At 63.0% G+C, this 20,657-nt stretch carries 18 protein-coding genes; 4 read left to right on the forward strand and 14 right to left on the reverse strand.

Annotated elements, in window-relative coordinates:
• Window positions 1–60: 60 nt before the first annotated feature.
• The 7 genes from tpiA to uvrA form a co-directional block, all read right to left on the reverse strand.
• The gene (gene tpiA, locus KI794_RS07735; RefSeq protein WP_119283774.1) at window positions 61–891 is read right to left on the reverse strand and encodes a triose-phosphate isomerase; all 831 of its coding nucleotides are present in this window, start codon (window positions 889–891) and stop codon (window positions 61–63) included.
• On the reverse strand, window positions 888–2,105 hold the full coding sequence (locus KI794_RS07740; protein WP_255809679.1) for a phosphoglycerate kinase: 1,218 nt from the start codon (window positions 2,103–2,105) through the stop codon (window positions 888–890). The genes tpiA and KI794_RS07740 overlap by 4 nt, the downstream gene beginning before the upstream one ends.
• Window positions 2,106–2,127: 22 nt before the next feature.
• Window positions 2,128–2,745, reverse strand: a complete 618-nt coding sequence (locus tag KI794_RS07745; protein ID WP_119283776.1) for a superoxide dismutase — start codon at window positions 2,743–2,745, stop codon at window positions 2,128–2,130.
• A gap of 84 nt (window positions 2,746–2,829) precedes the next feature.
• Window positions 2,830–3,804 (reverse strand): DNA-binding protein WhiA, encoded by a 975-nt coding sequence (gene whiA / locus KI794_RS07750; protein ID WP_255809680.1) that lies wholly within the window; start codon window positions 3,802–3,804, stop codon window positions 2,830–2,832.
• Between the two features lie 59 nt (window positions 3,805–3,863).
• On the reverse strand, window positions 3,864–4,742 hold the full coding sequence (gene rapZ, locus KI794_RS07755) for an RNase adapter RapZ (RefSeq protein ID WP_119283778.1): 879 nt from the start codon (window positions 4,740–4,742) through the stop codon (window positions 3,864–3,866).
• Window positions 4,735–6,606: an excinuclease ABC subunit UvrC gene (uvrC, locus tag KI794_RS07760; protein WP_370647874.1), complete on the reverse strand. Its 1,872-nt coding sequence runs from the start codon at window positions 6,604–6,606 to the stop codon at window positions 4,735–4,737. The genes rapZ and uvrC overlap by 8 nt, the downstream gene beginning before the upstream one ends.
• Window positions 6,607–6,718: 112 nt before the next feature.
• Window positions 6,719–9,766 (reverse strand): excinuclease ABC subunit UvrA, encoded by a 3,048-nt coding sequence (gene uvrA, locus KI794_RS07765; RefSeq protein WP_255809682.1) that lies wholly within the window; start codon window positions 9,764–9,766, stop codon window positions 6,719–6,721.
• Window positions 9,767–9,898: 132 nt separating this feature from the next.
• Between uvrA and KI794_RS07770 the strand changes: the two genes are divergently transcribed.
• Entirely contained in the window at window positions 9,899–10,753 is an 855-nt protein-coding gene (locus KI794_RS07770) for a siderophore-interacting protein (RefSeq protein ID WP_255809683.1), read from the forward strand.
• 64 nt (window positions 10,754–10,817) lie between these two features.
• On the opposite strand, the gene KI794_RS07775 is transcribed toward KI794_RS07770, so the two are convergent.
• The gene (locus tag KI794_RS07775) at window positions 10,818–11,324 is read right to left on the reverse strand and encodes a hypothetical protein (protein WP_255809684.1); all 507 of its coding nucleotides are present in this window, start codon (window positions 11,322–11,324) and stop codon (window positions 10,818–10,820) included.
• Between the two features lie 92 nt (window positions 11,325–11,416).
• Between KI794_RS07775 and KI794_RS07780 the strand changes: the two genes are divergently transcribed.
• Entirely contained in the window at window positions 11,417–11,815 is a 399-nt protein-coding gene (locus tag KI794_RS07780; RefSeq protein WP_255809685.1) for a VOC family protein, read from the forward strand.
• Between the two features lie 44 nt (window positions 11,816–11,859).
• Here the strand turns inward: KI794_RS07780 and uvrB are convergent, their stop codons facing one another.
• The 3 genes from uvrB to KI794_RS07795 form a co-directional block, all read right to left on the reverse strand.
• Complete coding sequence (gene uvrB / locus KI794_RS07785; protein ID WP_119283782.1) at window positions 11,860–13,947, reverse strand: excinuclease ABC subunit UvrB; 2,088 nt, start codon at window positions 13,945–13,947, stop codon at window positions 11,860–11,862.
• A gap of 69 nt (window positions 13,948–14,016) precedes the next feature.
• Window positions 14,017–14,877 (reverse strand): zinc-binding dehydrogenase, encoded by an 861-nt coding sequence (locus KI794_RS07790; protein WP_255809686.1) that lies wholly within the window; start codon window positions 14,875–14,877, stop codon window positions 14,017–14,019.
• Between the two features lie 37 nt (window positions 14,878–14,914).
• On the reverse strand, window positions 14,915–15,058 hold the full coding sequence (locus KI794_RS07795) for a hypothetical protein (RefSeq protein WP_255809687.1): 144 nt from the start codon (window positions 15,056–15,058) through the stop codon (window positions 14,915–14,917).
• 218 nt (window positions 15,059–15,276) lie between these two features.
• Between KI794_RS07795 and KI794_RS07800 the strand changes: the two genes are divergently transcribed.
• Window positions 15,277–15,801 carry a DIP1984 family protein gene (locus KI794_RS07800; protein WP_255809688.1) on the forward strand — a complete coding sequence of 175 codons (525 nt, stop codon included), beginning with the start codon at window positions 15,277–15,279 and terminating at the stop codon, window positions 15,799–15,801.
• 271 nt (window positions 15,802–16,072) lie between these two features.
• Here the strand turns inward: KI794_RS07800 and KI794_RS07805 are convergent, their stop codons facing one another.
• Together KI794_RS07805 and KI794_RS07810 are read right to left on the reverse strand one after the other, a co-directional pair.
• Entirely contained in the window at window positions 16,073–17,272 is a 1,200-nt protein-coding gene (locus KI794_RS07805) for a winged helix-turn-helix domain-containing protein (protein WP_119283785.1), read from the reverse strand.
• Between the two features lie 9 nt (window positions 17,273–17,281).
• Window positions 17,282–18,115, reverse strand: coding sequence for a helix-turn-helix transcriptional regulator (locus KI794_RS07810; protein WP_119283786.1), 834 nt, complete (start codon window positions 18,113–18,115; stop codon window positions 17,282–17,284).
• Between the two features lie 73 nt (window positions 18,116–18,188).
• Between KI794_RS07810 and ilvD the strand changes: the two genes are divergently transcribed.
• Window positions 18,189–20,048 (forward strand): dihydroxy-acid dehydratase, encoded by a 1,860-nt coding sequence (gene ilvD / locus KI794_RS07815; RefSeq protein WP_119283787.1) that lies wholly within the window; start codon window positions 18,189–18,191, stop codon window positions 20,046–20,048.
• Window positions 20,049–20,193: 145 nt separating this feature from the next.
• Here the strand turns inward: ilvD and ndk are convergent, their stop codons facing one another.
• Entirely contained in the window at window positions 20,194–20,610 is a 417-nt protein-coding gene (gene ndk / locus KI794_RS07820) for a nucleoside-diphosphate kinase (RefSeq protein ID WP_255809690.1), read from the reverse strand.
• Window positions 20,611–20,657 lie beyond the last annotated feature (47 nt).

The raw sequence follows: 20,657 nt of genomic DNA on the forward strand, positions 1-20,657 counted from the left end.
CAGTATACCCCGCGCCCGAGAAATGGGCGGAAGCGGGAAGGAAGTGTCTGTCGTGCGGTGTTAGACGGTGACGTGCTTCGTGAACTGCGCGATCCGGCTGAACTCGTCAACCTTCAGGCTCGCGCCTCCAACAAGTGCACCGTCAAGGTTTGGCTGCTTGAGGTACGAGGCCACGTTCTGACTTGCGACAGACCCACCGTAGAGCACGCGTGTGGAGTCAGCCACTGCATCCCCACGCTCGGCGCGCAGAACATCGCGGAGGGCCTTGCCAACCTCTTCAGCCTGTGCGGGAGTCGCCGGGTCACCGCTGCCGATGGCCCAAACGGGCTCGTACGCGACAACGATCTCTGCGCCTGCGGGAAGCTGGGCGAGCGCCGCCTGGAGCTGCTGCACGGGGATCGCCGCGGCGCCGTGCGCCTCGAGATCCTCCGCAGTCTCACCGACGCAAATGACTGGAACCATTCCCGCTTCAACGGCGGCGCGGGCCTTCAAACCGACTGTCTCGTCGGACTCGCCGTGGCCACCGCGACGCTCGGAGTGTCCGACGATGATGTAGCGCACGTCGAGCTTTGAGAGCATTGCAGCGGAGACGTCACCCGTGTAAGCACCGGCTGCGTGGGGCGAGACATCTTGCGCGCCGAGCGCAACCGCAAGCTTGTCGGCCGTCAGGAGCGTCTGCACAGATCGGAGGTCGGTGAACGGCGGGAACACAGCGACCTCAACCTCGCCGTAGTTGTGCTGCGCATCCTTCAGGCTCCACGCGAGCTTCTGAACGAACGCGATCGCCTGCAGGTGATCAAAGTTCATCTTCCAGTTGCCGGCGATAAGCGGCGTGCGCTTCACGGGCGGCGCAGGCTGCACGGGCGCGTCTGTCGCGGGTGCGTCGTTCATGCGAGGACCTCCAGTCCGGGCAAAGCTTTGCCCTCGAGAAATTCGAGGCTCGCACCGCCACCAGTCGAAATGTGACCGAAGGCATCGTCGGCGAAGCCGAGCGCGCGAACCGCGGCGGCGGAATCGCCACCGCCAACTACAGTAAAGCCAGAGGTTTCAGTGAGCGCACGCGCAACCGTCCGGGTACCTTCGGCGAATGCTTCCATCTCGAAGACGCCCATAGGCCCATTCCAGAACACAGTTGCCGACGCCTCGATAACCTCAGCGAACGCTGCAGCGGACTCCGGGCCGATATCGAGTCCGAGGCCGGAAGCACCGAACGAACTCGATTCGATCGCGTCTGCGGGAACCACTTCGTGAGCCGCGTCAGCGGCGAACCGCTCCGCGACAACGATGTCAGTGGGAAGCACGATCTTGACGCCCCGTGCGGCTGCCTGGTCAAGGTATCCGCGGACGGTGTCGAGTTGATCCTCCTCAAGCAGGCTCGCGCCAACGGGGTGCCCCTGCGCAGCGAGGAACGTGAAGACCATCCCGCCGCCGATGAGGAGCGTATCGACACGTTCGATGAGGTGTGCGATCACGCCAAGCTTGTCGGACACCTTCGAACCGCCGAGCACGACGGCGTAAGGTCGCTCTGCCTTGCCCGTGAGACGCTCAAGCACCTCGAGTTCGGCCGCCACGAGGCGGCCAGCGGCGCTCGGCAGCAGCTTCGCGAGGTCGTAGACGCTCGCCTGCTTGCGGTGCACAACACCGAAGCCGTCTGACACGAAGGCATCACCGAGTTCCGCGAGCTGGGCCGCGAATGCTCCGCGGGCCTCGTCGTCCTTGCTCGTCTCCCCGGGATTGAAGCGGAGGTTTTCGAGGAGCACAACGTCGCCGTCGGAGAGCGCGGCGACGGCGGCGCTGGCGGCTTCGCCGACGGTCTCGTCGACGAAGCCGACCTCTGTGCCGAGCAATTCAGTCATGCGCTCGGCCACCGGCCGCAGCGAGTAGCGCTCATCGGGAGCGCCCTCGGGGCGGCCAAGGTGGCTAATCAGCACGATTCGCGCTCCGGCCTCTCGCAGTTCACGAATCGTGCTGAGCGAGGCGCGGATCCGCCCGTCGTCGGTGATGCTCTTCGCGCCGTGCTCGTCAGTGGCGAGCGGCACGTTGAGGTCACAGCGGACAATTACTGTTTTCGAGCCCAACGGGCCGAGCGAATCGAGGGTGCGCATGGTTCCTTCGTGGTGAGCTGAACTAGATCAGGCCGGGCGTCTGGCTGCGCGCGGTCTCAAAGCGCTTCGCGACGTCCTGCCAGTTTGCGATGTTCCAGAACGCCTTCACGTAGTCAGCGCGGACGTTCAGGTAATCAAGGTAGTACGCGTGCTCCCAGCAGTCGAGCATCAAGAGCGGCACCGTGCCGGCGGGCAGGTTACCCTGCTGGTCGAACATCTGCACAATGTTCGCGCGCTGGCCGAGGGTATCCCAGGCGAGCACTGCCCAGCCCGAGCCCTGCACGCCCATGGCTGTCGCGGTGAAGTGTGCCTGGAACTTCTCGAAGTCACCGAAGAACTCGTCGATCGCCGACGCGAGTTCGCCCTCGGGACGGCCGCCGCCCTCGGGCGACATGTTGTTCCAGAAGATCGTGTGGTTCACGTGGCCGCCCACGTTGAATGCGAGATCCTTCTCGAGCTTGTTCACCGGCGCGAGATTTCCAGACTCGCGGGCCTCGGCCAGCTGCTCGAGCGCCGTATTTGCGCCGGTGACGTACGCCTGGTGGTGCTTGTCGTGGTGCAACTGCATGATCTTGCCGCTGATGTGCGGCTCGAGGGCAGCGTAATCGTAAGGAAGTTCAGGGAGTGAGTATGCGGTCATGGCAGCTCCTTTTCTGTTGAGTGCTTCTGATAGGCAGTCTATTGCGGGAACACACGTCGAAACGAGTGTTCGCTGCGAGCTAGATCAGACGAGTTCCTCAGGAACGCTCGCCTCGGTCCCCGGGATTCCCTGGTCCTCGGCAGCCTTGTCGGCCATCGCGAGCAGGCGCCGGATCCGACCAGCAATAGCGTCTTTTGTGAGGGGCGGATCGGCACGGGCTCCGAGCTCATCGAGGCTCGCTTCGCGGTGAGTGAGGCGCAGCTGACCCGCGTACCTGAGATGATCGGGAACATCGGAGCCAAGGATCTCGAGCGCACGCTCAACGCGAGCGCACGCGGCGACGGACGCCTCAGCAGAGCGGCGCAGGTTTGCATCGTCGAAGTTCACAAGCCGGTTGGCTGTCGCACGGGTCTCACGAGCTTTTCGGAGGTTGTCCCATGCCTCACGGCACTGCTCGGCTCCCATCACTCCGAGGAGTGTGCCGATCGCTTCTCCGTCCCTGACAAGCAGCTTCGATACGCCGCGGATGTCGCGACTCTTCGCGTCCACACCGATCCTGCTCGCGGCACCAACGAGCGCCATGGCCGTCTCGCTGCTCGGGCACACAACCTCAAGGCTGACTGTGCGGCCGGGAGGGGTGATCTTTCCGCGAGCAAGGAATGCTCCACGCAGGGCGGCGGCGAGTTCTTTCGAGTCGCCGGTTGTCACGCGGTTCGGGAGGCCGCGGATCGGCCTGCGTCGCTGATCGAGCAGTCCCAGCTGGCGGGCGAGGGTCTCGCCGTCGATAACGCGGACAAGGAACTGCGGTGCGCCTGGGCGCACACTTGTGGGGGGCAACTGTCGGGCTTCGGCGCGCACGCCGTAGAGCTCCGCAAGGTCTTTTCGCACGCGCTGAACTGTCTGCGGAGTGTGCAGTTCAGCTTCAAGGGCAATACGCCCGTTGATCGTGTGTAGGCCGCCAGACAAGCGCAGGATCGTGGCGAGTTCCGCCATTCTCTCCCCAGTCCGTTGCACGGGGAGCTTCACCAGCTCGCTCATGACATCGGCGGTACTCGGCACAGATATTCCTTTCGAAACAGGTGAATAGCAAACTAAATGACGGCGAAGCGCGCCGGCATTTACTCGCGACCGAGGTCGCGGTGGCGGAGCTGAACGCTCACGCCGGGCAGGCCGGCAAGCCGGTCTGCGAGCTCGCGGGCGACAGCCACGGAGCGGTGTTTACCGCCAGTGCACCCAATGGCGAGCGATGCGTGTCGCTTGTTTTCGCGCTGAAAGCCGGCAAAAACCGGGGTCAGCGCTGCGACGTATGCATCAATGAACTCGGTGGCACCCTCACGGCTCAGGACGTAGTCCTTCACAGCCGGATCAACACCGGTGAGTGAGCGAAGATCGGTCTCCCAGAACGGGTTCGGAATGAACCGCATGTCTGCCATGAGGTCGACGTCAGTCGGGGCCCCATACTTGAAGCCGAAGCTCATCACGGTGAGCTGCAGGCCCGCGACGTCCTCTGACGAGAACATTTCACGAGTCGCAGTGGTGAGCTGGTGCACGTTGTATCCGGAGGTATCGACAACGACGTCACTCGTCGCACGAAGCTCCTGGGAACGTTCGCGCTCAAGGCGAATGCCCTCAAGCAACCCCCCTGCCTCAACCTGGAGCGGGTGCGGCCGCCTGACGCTCTCGTAACGGCGCACGAGAATATCGTCGGCAGCATCGAGGAAGACGACGCGAACTGTCGCTGTGTGGCGCAGCTCGTTCACCGTCTCTTGGATATCGGCGAAAAGATCCCGACCGCGAACATCGACAACAGCCGCGATGCGCGGAAGCGCCCCGCCTGACTTGTCAGCCATGTCTGCGAGGGTCTTGACCATCGACAGCGGCAGGTTGTCAACGACATACCAGCCGAGGTCCTCGAGGGTGTTCGCGACGGTGCTTCGGCCAGCTCCGGACATGCCGGTGACGATCAGGATCTCCTGACCTGTTGAGACCTCATTCATCCGCACCCTCCTCAAGCTCCGTGTCTGTCTGCGCATCGTCAATCTTAGCGTCAGGCGCGCCCTTGCGGAGTCGGGTAAGGTGGCTGAGAATCTGTTCGGCCGTGCGTTCCCCAATGCCAGGCACTGCCGCGAGCTCCTCGATCGAGGCGGCCCTCAGGCGCGTCGCAGAACCGAAGTGCCGAAGGAGCTGTTGCACACGCTTCGGCCCGAGTCCAGGTACGTCCGCGAGCTGCGAAGCAATGGCCTCGCTGCGACGTTGTCGTTGGAATGTGATCGCAAACCTGTGCGCCTCATCGCGGGCGCGTTGTACGAGAAATAGGGCTTCGCTCGTGCGCGGAAGCACCACAGGAAAGGGATCCTCTGGCAACCACAGCTCTTCAAGCCGCTTTGCGATGCCGCACAGCGCGACGTCGGTGATGCCTGCCTCCATCAACGCCCGGTGCGCGGCCTTCACCTGCGGTTCGCCGCCATCGACGATGAGGAGTTGCGGGCGGGCGCGATACGCACCGGATGGAAGCTCACCTGACTCACGAGCAAGGTTCAACTGAGCCGCCCTGCGTGACACGACCTGGTAGATCGAATCAGTATCGTCAGTCGTCTCTTCGATCCTGTATTTTCGGTACTCGCTCTTTGCGGGAAGCCCGTCTTCGAACACCACGAGTGACGCGACAACGCCGGTCCCCTGCAAATGGGAGACGTCGATGCACTCGATTCTGAGTGGAGCCTCGCTGAGGCCCAAGGCCTGCTGCAGTTCGGCAAGTGCGTCGGTGCGTGACGTGATGTCAGCGGCACGCTTGAGCTTGTAACGCATGAGATTCTCGCCTGCATTCAACGTCGCCCGGTCCATGAGCTGGGCTTTGTCGCCGCGCTCGGGAGTGCGAATGTGCACCTTTCCCTTGCGCGGGCGGAGCTTGGCGAGGGTCTCTTCGAGCGAGGCGAGCCCGTCTGGCAGCTGCGGTACGAGGATCTCCGGGGGTGGCTCATGCCCGCCCTCGTACGCAGTCTGCAGCACTTGCTCGAGCAGCCGCCCGGGCGAGTCGTCGAGCTCCACGTCAACAATCCAGCTGCGCTCGCCACGCACGCGACCTCCCCGGATGATGAACTGGTGAAGCGCGGCTGAGAGCTCATCGGTGCGGAGACCGAACGCGTCGACATCTACCTCGTGACCGAGCACAATGGCGTTCTTCTCCATCACGTGCTCGACCGCCGCGACCTGATCGCGAAGCCTCGCCGCGTCTTCGTAACGTTGCTCGGCGGCCGCGTCTTTCATGCCGCGCTGCAGCTTTCTGAACTGCGACTGATAATTGCCTCCGAGGAACGACACCAGCGCGCCCACGCGCTCGCGATGCTCGTCAACTGTCACAGTGAAGGAGCACGGACCCGCGCACCGCCCGATCTGGCCCGCGAGGCACGGCTTGCCGCTCGCCATCGCACGCTTGTAATCGGCGTCGTTGCACGTACGAATTGGAAAGGCCTGCTGCAGCAGAGCAGCGGTCTCCCTGATTGCCCACACCTTCGGGTAGGGCCCGAAATATCTCGCACCCTTGATGCGTTCGTTTCGGGTAATAATCAGCCGTGGGGCTTCCTCCCCCAGCGTCACAGCAAGGTAGGGGTACGTTTTGTCGTCCTTGAACTGCACGTTGAACGGAGGCTTGTACTCCGTGATCCAGGTGTGCTCGAGGACGAGCGACTCGGTGTCACTTGCAACGACAGTCCAGTCGACGTTTGCGGCCAGCGACAGCATGCGGCGGGTGCGCGGCATGAGCGAATGCATCGGCTGAAAGTAGTTCGCAAGCCGAGCCCTGAGGTTCTTCGCCTTGCCGATGTACAGTACGCGGCCCTGGCGGTCTGAAAAGCGGTACACCCCAGGGCTCGTAGGGATCTCTCCCGACGCGGGCTTGAACGCGTCGCGGGGGTCAGCAGGTTCACCTGCTAAATTGCCCCCGCGACGCGGGTCAGTTGTCACGCCGCCGCCCTCACGAGACGACCGTAGCCGCGGCGGCCTTCTGTGCTGGCGACTTCTTCGCCGGGGCCTTCTGTACTGAAGACTTCTTTGCCGAAGACTTCTTTGCTTTGGTAGCTACGGGTGCCCCAGGCGCCACCGCGAGCGCCTTCCGTGCCGTCCGCGCGACGGGAGCCTTCTCAAGCGCCTCGGCAAGGAACACGCCCGTGTGGCTCTCTGAGTGCTGCGCGACCTGCTCCGGGGTGCCTGTGGTGAGGATCGTTCCACCGCCGGATCCGCCCTCTGGGCCGAGGTCAATCACCCAGTCCGCACTGCGGATCACATCGAGATTGTGCTCAATCGTGATGACGGTGTTGCCCTTGTCGACAAGCCCGTTCAGTACGAGCAGGAGCTTACGCACGTCTTCGAAGTGCAGACCAGTTGTTGGCTCATCGAGCACGTAAATGCTGCGGCCGTTCGAGCGCTTCTGTAGCTCGGTTGCGAGCTTTACGCGCTGCGCCTCACCACCCGAAAGGGTTGTGGCGCTTTGGCCGAGTCGAACGTAGCCGAGGCCGACGTCGACGAGGGTCTTCATAAACCTGTGGATCGACGAGATCGGCTCAAAGAACTGTTCCGCCTCTGCGATTGGCATCTCGAGGACCTCGGCGATGTTCTTGCCCTTGTAACGAACCTGCAGCGTCTCTCGGTTGTATCGGTTGCCGCCGCACACCTCACAGGCGACGTAGACATCGGGGAGGAAGTTCATCTCGATCTTCAGCGTTCCATCGCCCGAGCATGCCTCGCACCGGCCGCCCTTGACGTTGAAGCTGAAGCGGCCAGGCAGGTAGCCGCGAGTCTTCGCTTCGGGGGTGTCTGCAAACAGGTTACGGATCTTGTCAAAGACGCCAGTGTACGTCGCGGGGTTCGAGCGCGGCGTGCGACCGATCGGTGCCTGGTCGACATGAACCACTTTGTCGAGGTGCTCAAGACCAGTGACACGAGTGTGCTTGCCCGGGACCATGCGGGCGCCGTTCAGCTGATTTGCGAGCACTCGGTAGAGGACGTCGTTCACGAGCGTCGACTTACCGCTGCCTGAGACGCCGGTGACCGCCGTCATGACGCCAAGCGGGAATGTTGCGTCGACATTCTGGAGGTTGTTCGAACGGGCGCCGACGACCTTGAGCTCGCGATTCTTGTCGAGTGGCCTGCGCGTCAGTGGCGTCTCTATGGCGCGGCGGCCAGCGAGATAGTCGCCCGTGACTGAGTTGGTGTTCGCGCGCAACTCGGGAAGCAGCCCCGAGTGGACCACGGTGCCACCCTCGACGCCGGCGCCGGGGCCAATGTCGACAAGCCAATCCGCTGCCTCAATCGTCTCCTCATCGTGCTCAACGACGATGAGCGTGTTGCCAAGGTCACGGAGCTTCACGAGCGTTTCGATAAGGCGCCTGTTGTCGCGCTGGTGCAGGCCGATTGACGGCTCATCAAGCACGTACAGCACTCCCGTAAGTCCCGAGCCAATCTGGGTCGCGAGCCGGATGCGCTGGGCCTCGCCGCCTGACAGGGTGCCTGCGGCGCGAGCGAGCGTCAAGTACCCAAGCCCAACCTCGATGAGGAAGTCGAAGCGGAGCCTGATCTCGCGAAGCACCTGAGCGGCGATCTTCGCGTCTCGTTCGCTGAGTTCGACGCTGTCAAAGAAGTGCTTGGCGTCGAGCAGACTGAACTCGCCAACACTCGCGATCGACTCGTCATCGACGGTCACCGCGAGCACTTCAGGCTTCAGTCGCTGGCCGTTGCAGACGTGGCAGGGAACTTCACGCAGAAACTCGGACCATCGCTCGCGGCGGTTGTCGCTTTCGGCCTCAGCGTACTGCCGCTCGATGAACGGGATGACACCCTCAAACCCGCTTGTGTACTTTACCTCTCTGCCGAACCGGTTCTTCCAGCGCACGTTGACCTTGAAGTCGTTGCCTCGAAGTACAGCCTCCTGCACGTCTTCGTCGAGCTCGCCCCAGGGGGTCTTCAGTGAGAAGTCGAGGTCTTTTGAGAGGCCAACGAGAAGCTTCTCGTAGTACTGGTAGAGGCTCTTGCCCTGACTCGTCCACGGAATGATCACGCCCTCGCTGATTGACAGCTCAGGGTCGCCAAGCACAAGGTCTTCGTCGACAGACATGCTGGTACCGAGCCCGGAGCACGTTGGGCACGCGCCGAAGGGGGCGTTGAACGAGAATGTCCGTGGCTCAATCTCCGTGAGTTGAACTGGGTGCTGATTCGGGCATGAGAGTTGCTCCGAGAACAGCTGCATGCGGTCATCTGCGTCTTGGTCGCGGTCAACATAGTCGATCTGCACCGTGCCGTCTGCGAGCCGAAGTGCGGTCTCCAGTGAGTCGGTGAGCCTGCCCAGCCCATCCGGAGAGGCGACGAGTCTGTCGATAACGACCGAGATATCGTGCTTGATCTGCTTCTTCAGTTTCGGTGGGTCGCTGAGCTGGATGAGCTCGCCATCCACTATCGCGCGGGAGTATCCAGTCGCCGCGAGCTCCTGGAACAGGTCGACGAACTCGCCCTTCTTCTTTGAGACGACGGGTGCAAGCACCTGAAAGCGGGTGCGCTCCTCGAGCTGCATGAGGCGGTCGGCAATCTGCTGCACGGTCTGAGACTCGATGCGTTCGCCGCATACCGCACAGTGCGGGATACCGACCCTGGCCCAGAGCAGACGCATGTAGTCATAGATCTCAGTAATCGTGCCCACTGTCGAGCGCGGGTTGCGGTTCGTTGATTTCTGGTCAATCGACACGGCGGGGCTCAGCCCCTCGATAAAGTCGACGTCGGGCCTGTCGACCTGGCCAAGAAACTGCCTGGCGTAGGCGCTCAATGACTCGACGTAGCGACGTTGCCCTTCCGCGAAGATCGTGTCGAACGCGAGGCTCGACTTACCGCTGCCCGATAGGCCAGTAAAGACAACGAGCGAGTCCCGCGGAATCGAAAGGTCAACGTTCTTGAGGTTGTGCACCCGAGCGCCCTGGACACTGATGTGCGCGTGCGCTGCCGAGGAACGAATAGGTGTTTTGCTCTGAGAAGTCACTCCCCTAGCTTAGCGTCTCCCCGCCCACGATTCGAACATGTGTTCTAAAAAACTTCCGTGTTCGCCGCTGGCGTCAGCCTAGAGAACAAGCTCGGAGTATGCCAGTCTTGACAGTCGAGACAAAATCATCTGATGAATGAGGTAGTGATCATGGCAGCTTCCGCATCTGGAGCACCCCCGCGCCCGGCGCGACCCCAGATAGTGCTTTCCGTCAAGGAGCGTGTGCAGCTCAGCCCGCACCTCGTGCGTATCGTCGCGCACGGGCCGGGCATGGCGCAAATCGATGCGGGACCGTATACAGACGCCTACAGCAAGATGCTCTTCAGGCAACCAGGCAGCGGCATCGAGCCGCCCTACGACCTCGACGCGCTGCGCGACGAGGTGCCACCCGAGGAGATGCCATCGACCCGCACCTACACGGTGAGGCGCGTGGATCACGGGGCAGGCGAGCTCTGGATCGACTTCGTCGTGCACGGCACCGAAGGCATCGCGGGGCCGTGGGCGGCTGCGGCCGAGCCAGGCGATCCCGTGGTGCTTCGGGGAATTGGAGGTGGGTACGCCCCCGATCCGAGCGCCGACTGGCACCTACTTGCGGGCGACGAGTCTGCGATTCCCGCGATCGCCTCGGCGCTCGAGGCGATGCCCGAAGACGCGGTAGGCGTCTGCTTCATCGAGGTCGCGGGCGAGGCCGACGTGCTCCAGCTCCGTAGCCCAGCTGGCATCACGGTGAACTGGCTGTTCCGTGGCACTGCTGCGGCGGGGACGTCGACTGTGCTTGTCGACGCCGTGCGCGAAGCCGAGTGGCTGCCCGGCCGCGTGCATGTCTTCGTGCACGGCGAACGCGGCGCGATGAAGGCGCTGCGTCCATACTTCACGGACGAGCGTGGAATTGATCGCGCAAGCCTGTCGCTCTCTCCCTATTGGGCGTATGGCCGCCGTGAGGATCGCTTCCAAGCAGAAAAGCGCGAGGCGATCGGGCAAATCTAGCGAGCTGCGGCCGTGAGCACGCAGTACTGGTGAGTGAGCTGCATTGCCTGCTCCAGGTGCGACGTCACGAAGCAGCGCGCTCCGGGGCTGAATCAGCGTGTCGAAACGCCCATCGCATGTGGTCGCTTGTCAGGAAGTCGCCTATTCCGATCATGAGCAGGCTAAAAACGATCTGCTCGGTGATCATCCAACCTGGGTACAGCCCTGGGATTGCGGCAATCACGAGTGTCACGACTGGGAATATCTGGGTGAAGAGTCTGAGTCGCTTATAGGCCCACCGCCAGCCGAGTGATGCCCGCCAAGCGAAATAGCCGAGCGTGAGCGTCATGCCAAGCACGACTACCGTTCGCATCCACACGGCAACTGGCACTGATGAGCCGGAGCCCACGAGGATGGCAGCAGTAGCGACCGCTCCAACACCGAGCAGCAGTTCGGCGCCAAGCAGCCACCGAATCCAGCTGAACGCTCTGCGCGTCTTCGCGTGGGCGAGTTCTGCCGCAGCGATTCGTTCCCCGGCCCCGCGGCCACCGGCCAGCCTATCGATCTTCCGTAGGAGGGATTCCCAAGTCATGGCCTCAGGCTACGCGCGTTTCCCCGGGCGTCGGGTCGCAGCTAGTGAAAATCATTCAAAGGGATGACGGGGGTGCGAGCTATGCTGCGTCCATGACACTTGCATTCAACTTCATTGGTATCGTCACTAACGACCTCTCGGCGTCACTCGCGTTCTACCGCACTCTCGGCCTCGATATTCCGGAGGGGGCCGAAACGGAGGCGCATGTCGAGGTCCTGCTTGACGGAGGGATGCGTATCGGCTGGGACACACTGGAGACAATTCGAGGCTTCGACCCAGCCTACGAGCTGCCGTCAGGCAGTCACCGCGTCGCATTTGCCTTTGAGGCTGTGTCACCGGCAGAAGTCGACGAGGTGTTTGCCAAGCTCGTGGCGGGCGGGGCTCGTTCCCGAGTTGAGCCGTGGGATGCGTTTTGGGGCCAGCGCTACGCGACAGTCATGGATCCTGACGGGAACGCGATCGACCTCTATGCGCCGCTTTCAGTGAGCTAGCGGGGTTGGCGGCGTATGCACGCGCCGCCAACCCCGGCGGCTGCCTAGATGTGACCTGCAGCGTCCATGCTGCGCAACTCGCGCTTCATCTCGGAGACCTCGTCGCGAAGCCGCGCCGCGAGCTCAAACTTGAGCTCCTCTGCGGCGAGCAACATCTGCGAGGTGAGGTCGGCGATGATCTCCTCGAGCTTGTCTGCGCCCTCCGCACCGATCGCTCCCGCCCGCGACGCGGCCTTGCCCTTCGTTCGCTGCGGTGAGCCCTTCTGCGCGTGCCTGGACGTTCGGTTCGCGAGCACCTCGTCCGTATCTGCGGCCTCCCGGTTGAGTACCTCCGTGATGTCGCCGATCTTCTTGCGCAGCGGCTTCGGATCGATCCCATGCTTGGTGTTGTACTCGATCTGGATCTCGCGGCGCCGGTTCGTTTCCTCGATAGCAAGCTGCATCGACGGCGTGATTCGGTCGGCGTACATGTGTACCTCGCCCGAGACATTTCGCGCCGCGCGGCCGATCGTCTGGATGAGTGAGGTCGATGACCGGAGGAACCCCTCCTTGTCGGCATCGAGGATGGCGACAAGCGACACCTCAGGAAGGTCGAGACCCTCACGCAGCAGGTTGATGCCAACGAGCACGTCGAACACGCCGGCGCGCAACTCCGTGAGCAGCTCTACCCGTCGAAGTGTGTCGACGTCGGAGTGCAGGTAGCGCACCTGGACGCCGGCCTCTTCCATGAAGGTGGTGAGCTGCTCAGCCATTTTCTTTGTGAGCGTCGTGACGAGCACACGCTCGTCGCGCTCGACCCTGCGGCGTACCTCCTCGAGGAGATCGTCGATCTGCCCCTCCGAGGGCTTCACGACGATTTCTGGATCGACGAGCCCAGTCGGTCGGATGATCTGCTCGACCACGCCGTCGGCGAGTTCCATCTCGTACTTCCCTGGGGTCGCCGAGAGGTAAACGGTCTGGCCGACGCGTTCCTTGAACTCGCCAAACTTCAGCGGGCGGTTATCCAGCGCACTCGGGAGTCGGAACCCGTGGTCGACAAGCGTGCGCTTTCGCGACGAGTCGCCCTCATACATCGCACCAATCTGCGGCACTGTCACGTGCGACTCGTCAATGACGACAAGAAAGTCGTCAGGGAAGTAGTCAAGCAGACAGTGCGGGGCCTCCCCAGGGACGCGCCCATCCATGTGCATTGAGTAGTTCTCAATGCCAGAGCAGAAGCCGATTTGCTCCATCATCTCGAGGTCAAACGTCGTCCGCATGCGCAGACGTTGCTCCTCGACAAGCTTGTTCTGCGATTTCAGCTCCGCTGAGCGCGCTTCGAGCTCGGTCGAGATGTCAGCCATCGCACGGTTCATGACCTCGCGGCTCGCGACGTAGTGTGACCCGGGGAAGACTGACACGCTCTCGACCTGTTTCACCACGTCGCCTGTGAGTGGATGCAAATAGTACAGCGCCTCGATCTCGTCGCCGAAGAACTCGATCCTGATGGCGAGTTCCTCGTACATCGGAATGATCTCGACAGTGTCGCCCCGCACCCTGAAATTTCCGCGAACGAACTCGATATCGTTGCGCTGGTACTGCATTTGGACGAAGCGCCTGAGCAGCACATCGCGGTCGAGGCGATCCCCAACCTGCAGCGGCACCATTGCCTCGTAATACTCCTCGGGCTTGCCGAGGCCGTAGATGCACGACACTGTCGAGATGACGACGACGTCGCGACGGCTCAGCAATGAGTTTGTTGTCGAGTGGCGAAGACGTTCCACCTCGGCGTTCACCGAGGAGTCTTTCTCAATGAACGTGTCTGTTTGCGGGACGTACGCCTCGGGCTGGTAGTAGTCGTAGTAAGAAACGAAGTATTCAACAGCGTTGTTGGGCATGAGCTCACGAAACTCGTTCGCGAGCTGGGCGGCAAGTGTCTTGTTGTGGGCAAGAATGAGCGTGGGCCGTTGCACCTGTTCAATGAGCCACGCGGTGGTCGCAGACTTCCCTGTTCCGGTCGCGCCGAGGAGCACAATGTCGGTCTCACCGGCATTGATGCGGCTTGCGAGCTGCTCGATTGCTTGCGGCTGATCTCCGCTCGGCTCGTACTCACTGACGACCTCGAACGGGCGAACGCTGCGGGTTGTTTCCATGCAATCAAGCATAATCCTCAGATCGCCCTATTCGAAACTTTGTTCGCATAGGGCGATCTGAGAGTGTTGCTACGGGACGAGGACTGCGCGACCGGCGATGCGTCCGTGGTGGAGGTCGTCGAAGGCCTCGCGCGCGTTGTCGAGTGAGTACGGCACGACCTCTACCGCGATCTTGCCCGCGGCGGCGAGGGCAATGACCTCGCGCATGTCGCTTCGGGTGCCGCCGTAGGCACGCTCGATGTTCACGCCCCACGGCAGCCCGGCACCAGCTCCGGCGCGGTACTCGAATGCGCCCCCGCCGAGGCCGACGAAGCGGATTGCGCCGCCACCGCGGACGACTGACACCGCGAGGTTCACCGTGGGCTGCACCCCGACGAAGTCGAAGACGACGTCGGCGCCTACTCCCCCGGTCTCCGCAAGGATTCGAGTTGCGGCCTCGCCATCGCTCGGAATCGCAAGGTCAGCTCCATGCTGTTCAGCGAAGGCGAGCTTTTCTGTATCGGTGTCGAGCGCAATGACCCTGGCGCCCGTCGTGGCTGCGAGAATCTGCAGTGCCATATGGCCAAGGCCGCCGAGACCGATGAGAACGACTGTCGAGTCACCTGTCATGCGGTCGCGAACCGTGTTGATTGCGTGCATAGGGGTGAGTGCGGCGTCGGCGAGCGGGGCAGCTGCCACTGGATCCAGATCACCGAGAGGATCGAGGTGGCGGGCTTTCACCGCAATGAAATCGGCCATGCCGCCTGGGCTGCCGATACCGGGTGACAGCGGCGCGAGGCTGCCTCGGGGTGCGACGACCTCGCACTGGTTGTCTCGCCCTGCGAGACACTCGCGGCACCGGCCGCAAGACAGGATCAGCGAGACAATCGCCCGATCCCCGACCGTCCAGCCAGAGACGTCGGCCCCCAACTGCTCGACGATGCCCGCCACTTCGTGGCCGAGGGTACTGCCAATGAGTGGGCTCTCATCACCCCCCAGCGATAATGCTGATGTCAGAGTGGCAGACGCCCGCGCCGCCGACGCGCAGGAGTACCTCATCTGGCGCGATCTCGGGGGTTGGCTTCTCTTGTACCTCGACTGTGTTGTTCCGAACGAAGGTGACAGCGCGCATGAAACGGTTCCTCTCCTCAACTGACGACCGGCTCGGTTCAGGGCGTTCGGTGCGTGGTCCAACGGCCCCTCCCCTCACTCCGGCTATTCGTTCCCTTAGGCTACGCCTGTGGCCTCTTCTCTGCTGCACGATCGTTCACAGTTATCAAGTTTCACCAGAATTGGGCGTGATAATCTAGGCCCTCCTAGCCGGAGCATCGACAGAGAGTGGGACTACTTGTGAAACTCGCAGAGGCGCTTGCGCTCCGCGGCGACACGCAGAAACGAATCGCCCAGCTGCGCTCGCGCATCGTTGCGAACGCTCACTATCAAGAGAGCGATACTCCGGTCGAAGATGCAGCTGCACTGCTTGCGGAGGTTGAGCTCGCGGTTGGTGAACTCGAGGTGCTCGTGCGGAGCATTAACGCAACAAACTCAGCGATCCAGCTTGAAATCGCGCCGAAGTCACCGAGCGGCGGCCGCCGCCGCCAACAGAGCGGTGCTGCGACAGCGTCCGAGGTCACGATGACCGACGCGTTAGCGCGTCGCGATAGTCTTCGACTGCGTCACTCGATTCTTGTCGAAGCGGCTGACGCCGCACAGGACCAGGGCATGTTCCGCCAAATGCGATCAGAGCTTCGCCAAATCTCTGCCCTGCAGGTCCCTGACCTGCGCGCCCAGGCCGATACACTCGCCCGAGAACTGCGCGAGCTCGACGCTCAGATTCAGCAGGCGAACTGGCTGAACGACCTCGTCGAGGGCTAGCGATCCAGTAGTAAACCACAACTTCATATGCGCGAGTCGGTACCGATTCGACCAGCGGGCACACCCCGAGCCAGACGGGAAACTCTGGCTTCTAGGAGGGTGGCGGGCAACCCACACACTGACAGTGCAGCCCAGCACTTGGCACATGTGACTGCTTACCCAGCACACTGCACTACCGCGTGCCGGGGTCGAGTCGGGAGGGTGGGGTCGGGGACATTTCGCGAACGTTCGAATCAGTGGTGACCGCAGCGTGGGGTGTTGCCTCCAAGAACTAGTTCCTGAGCCTCAGGTCCAGATTGCCCACGCCTGTGCTTCGAATGTCACTCAGCCCCTGCCAGTCAGCCGCGGCACGCAGTAGCTCTGCCGCAACATCGCTTGTATGCTGAGGCGCCCCAGGCTCCTGCCAGGCCGCCTGCACAAGCAGCGCGTCCCCCGGCCTGTCGGCTTTGAGGTCGATACGCCCTGCGAGCCGCCCTCCCACGAGAAGGGGAAGGCAGTAGTAACCGAACTGTCGTTTCTCTTTCGGAGTGTAGATCTCGATGCGGTAGTGGAAGTCGTGGATTCGCTCGGCGCGCGGGCGGAACCATACGATCGGATCGAACGGAGTCAGCAGTGCGTTCGGCGCGAGTCGCGATGGGATGGCCGCGTCACGGTGCAGCCACGCGATCTCCGGCGTGCCGTTCTTGCCGAGCCAACCCTCGACCTCAACTTGGGTAAGCTCGCCCGACTCGACGAGATCTGCAACCGCGGCCTTCGCCTCCGGGGTCTTCAGCCTGTGGTAGTCGGCGATGTCGGCGAGCGTTCCGACGCCAAGCGAGCGGGCGGCTCGTGCCACAAGTTCGCGCTGCGCGGTCGTGCGGTCGACAGCGCGAAGGTGGGGTTCGGCAATGACCTGTTCCGCAAGCGCGTAGCGACGCTGAAAAGACTCGCGCCCGGCGGACACGACCTCGCCTGCAGCAAACAGTACTTCGACGGCGTGTTTCGTGTCGCTCCAGTCCCACCACGGGCCGCGCTTTTGTCGGGGGCCGTCTTCAAGCTCTCGCACGAGCTGTGGGCCGTCACTGCGTAACCGCTCCCTGACAGCCTCGATGCTGGGAGCGAGGCGCTCCCAGCGGCCGTCGCGCGTGTGGCGTGCGCGAAAGTCATCCATGCGCCACCCGAAGAGAGGCCTGTCCGAGACGGGAATGAACGCGGCCTCGTGGGCCCAGTACTCGGTGAACTCGCCGCTTCTCCAGAGGTGGTCGTCGAGATTGTCTTGCGCGTAGCAGCCGTGACGAGAGAAGACAGGCATGTAGTGACTGCGGGAAAACACGTTCACCGAATCGATCTGCAGCACATGCAGTTTAGAGAGCGCCTTGTCGAACGGGCGGCGCTTCGCAATCTTCGGAGAGTTCGCGAAGCCTTGCGCCGCAAGCGAAACACGGCGCGCCTCGGCGGCGCTCAGTGTGGCGGTGGATCCTGCTGGGGTCATGATGCCACGCTACAGTGTGCCACCGACAGCGGCGCGGGCTGCTCCGTGCAGGCCCGGTGGTGCTGGGGCATAGATCACGACGTGCATGTCGGCAGCGTCTGAGGGGACGAGCCTGTGGTGCTCGAACACGAGCTCGCCATCGGTCGGATGCGTGAAGGTTCGAAGCCGCGAGGTGAACCGGCTCACAGTTTGCTCAGCCCACTGTTCGCGAAACTCCGGACTGAGTTCCGTGAGCGACTCGATGAGCGCGCGGTGGCGCTCTGAGCTCAACCTGACGCCAGACTCTGCTCTGAATTCCGCGAGGAAGCTCCTGCTGTCGCGCTCCCAGTTCGGAAGGAGCTCGCGGTTGCGCGGATCTGTGTAGATGATGCGCAGCAGGTTTCGCTCCGCTGCAGGCGTATCTACGATCGGTCCGTAGAGCCACTCGTAGCCAGCGTTCCAGCCGACGATTGTCCAATCGCTCGTAAGAATGAACGCTGGAAATTCGAAGGCTCTGATGAGGTTCAAGAGATGTGCCGGCGCCTCGTCGGGTGGAGCCGGCTGCTGCGCACGGCCAGGCGTGGCTAGGGCGTGCACGTACTCGGCCTCAGGCTCAGTGAGTTGAAGTACTCGCGCCACCGCATGTAACACCTGGTCGGATGCGTTGATGTCTCGCCCCTGCTCGAGCCAGGTGTACCAGCTCACACTGATGCCTGACAGTGTGGCTACTTCCTCGCGGCTCAGTCCTGTCTCGCTGCGGCGGTTTCCCGGTGGCAGGCCGAGCGCAGCGCGTGATTGCGCGCGCCGTTTGCTGGCGAGGAACTCCCCGAGCTGTTGGCCGCGGGCGGTGCGAGGACGAATCATCAGATCATAGTACTCCTAGTACTAGTACTTCTGCTCACTTCCCGTGCACACAGCCTCGTGGCCTACTGGAACAATGCCCACGTATCGCTCATTCACAGTCACCCATGGCCGCAACATGGCCGGCGCTCGCGCGTTGCTGCGTGCAGCCGGAGTCAACGGCGCCGATCTTGGCCGCAAGCCGATCATCGCCGTCGCGAACTCCTTCACAGAGTTCGTGCCGGGCCACACGCATCTTGCCCCGGTCGGGCGCATCGTCTCCGACGCGATCATTGAGGCTGGCGGTATCCCGCGCGAGTTCAACACGATTGCGGTCGACGACGGGATCGCGATGGGTCACGGAGGCATGCTGTACTCGCTGCCGTCCCGAGACCTCATCGCAGACTCGGTCGAGTACATGGTTGAGGCGCACTGCGCCGATGCGCTCATCTGCATCTCAAACTGCGACAAGATCACCCCGGGAATGCTGCTCGCAGCCTTGCGCCTCAACATTCCGACAGTGTTCGTGTCGGGTGGGCCTATGGAGTCCGGCCGGGCCGTGCTCGCGAACGGAATGGTGCGCACGCTTGACCTCGTCGACGCGATCTCAGACGCGGTCAACGACAGCATCTCGGACGAGGACATGCTGAAGATCGAGGAGTCCGCCTGCCCGACATGTGGATCATGCTCGGGCATGTTCACTGCGAACTCGATGAACTGTCTCACCGAGGCGATCGGGTTGTCGCTGCCTGGCAACGGTTCGACGCTCGCGACTCACACAGCGCGCAAGGCACTCTATGAGAATGCCGGCAGAACGATCGTGGACATCACGAGGCGCCACTACGATGACGACGACTACAGTGTGCTCCCCCGTAGCATCGCGACGCCCGAGGCGTTCGGCAATGCGATGGCCCTCGACATTGCGATGGGCGGCTCGACGAACACGATCCTCCACCTCCTTGCTGCGGCCCACGAGGCCGGGGTGGACTTCGGGCTCGACGAGATCGACGCCGTGTCGCGTCGGGTGCCCTGCCTCGCGAAGGTCGCGCCCAATGTTGCAAACGGGAAGACGTATTACATGGAGGACGTGCATCGGGCAGGCGGCATTCCGGCGCTCCTCGGCGAGCTGCGCCGCGGCGGTCTACTCGACGACACAGTGCACACAGTGCACTCGAAGAACCTTGGAGACTGGCTCGACGAGTGGGACGTACGCGGCGGAAAGGCGTCAGACGAGGCGTTTGAGCTGTGGCACGCCGCCCCTGGCGGGGTGCGCTCGTCGACAGCTTTCTCGCAGTCCGAGCGGTGGCGCGACCTCGACCTCGACCAGGAGAACGGCTGCATTCACTCTGTCGAACACGCGTACTCCAAGGACGGGGGCCTCGCCGTCCTCCGCGGCAACATCGCCGTGGACGGTGCGGTTGTGAAGACCGCGGGCGTCGACGAGTCGATCTGGACGTTCTCGGGCCCCGCGGTGGTCTGCGAGTCGCAGGACGAGGCTGTCGAGAAGATCCTCAACAAGCAGGTGAACGAGGGCGACGTCGTTGTGATCCGGTACGAGGGGCCGAAGGGCGGACCCGGCATGCAGGAGATGCTCTACCCGACATCGTTCCTGAAGGGTCGTGGACTCGGTAAGAAGTGCGCGCTGATCACTGACGGCCGCTTCTCGGGTGGCACGTCAGGTCTCTCGATTGGGCACATCTCCCCCGAGGCGGCGAGTGGTGGCATCATCGCCCTCGTTGAGGACGGCGATACGATCTCGATTGACATCCCGACGCGGGCGCTCACGCTTGACGTCCCGGAGGCCGAGCTTGAGCGCCGCCGAGCTGCACTCGAAGCAAGTGGCGGCTATCGTCCTAAGAATCGGGTCCGCCACGTCTCGGACGCGCTGCGAGCGTACGCAGCGTTCGCGCAGTCGGCCGACAAGGGCGCCGTGCGGGTCATCCCCGAGGCGTTCTAGGCGCGGCCGCCGGCACCCAAAACGCATTATCCCTCCGAGACCACGCCCTAACAACGGTTAGGAACGGGCGGTCTCGGAGGGATAATGCGTTTTCGAGGCAGGCTGCTCCCAAGGCTGGCTGGCAGGCTCGGGAGCAGCGGCGTGCTTAGGCGAACCAGAGGCCGAGCTCGCGCTCAGCCGAGAGAGTCGAATCCGAGCCGTGCACGAGATTCTGCTGAACTGCGAGGCCCCAGTCGCGACCGAGATCGCCGCGGATGGTGCCCGGGGCGGCGACGGTGGGGTCCGTCGCGCCAGCGATCGAGCGGAACCCCTCAATGACGCGCTCGCCCTCTGCGCGCACCGCAACGACGGGCCCGGAGCTCATGAACTCGATAAGCGGCTCGTAGAACGGCTTGCCCTCGTGCTCTTCGTAGTGTGCAGCAAGCAGCTCGCGGCTCGGTGTTAGCATACGCAGGCCACTGAAGGTGTAGCCCTTCGCCTCGATGCGGCGCAGGATCTCGCCTGTCAGCCCGCGGGCGACTCCGTCAGGCTTGACGAGGATGAGTGTTTGCTCGGTGGACATGAAGCTCCTGTTCGAGTTGTGTGTTCAGCAATATTCAGTCTAGTGAG

This window comes from Leucobacter aridicollis, assembly GCF_024399335.1.
Taxonomy (GTDB): Bacteria; Actinomycetota; Actinomycetes; order Actinomycetales; family Microbacteriaceae; genus Leucobacter; species Leucobacter aridicollis_A.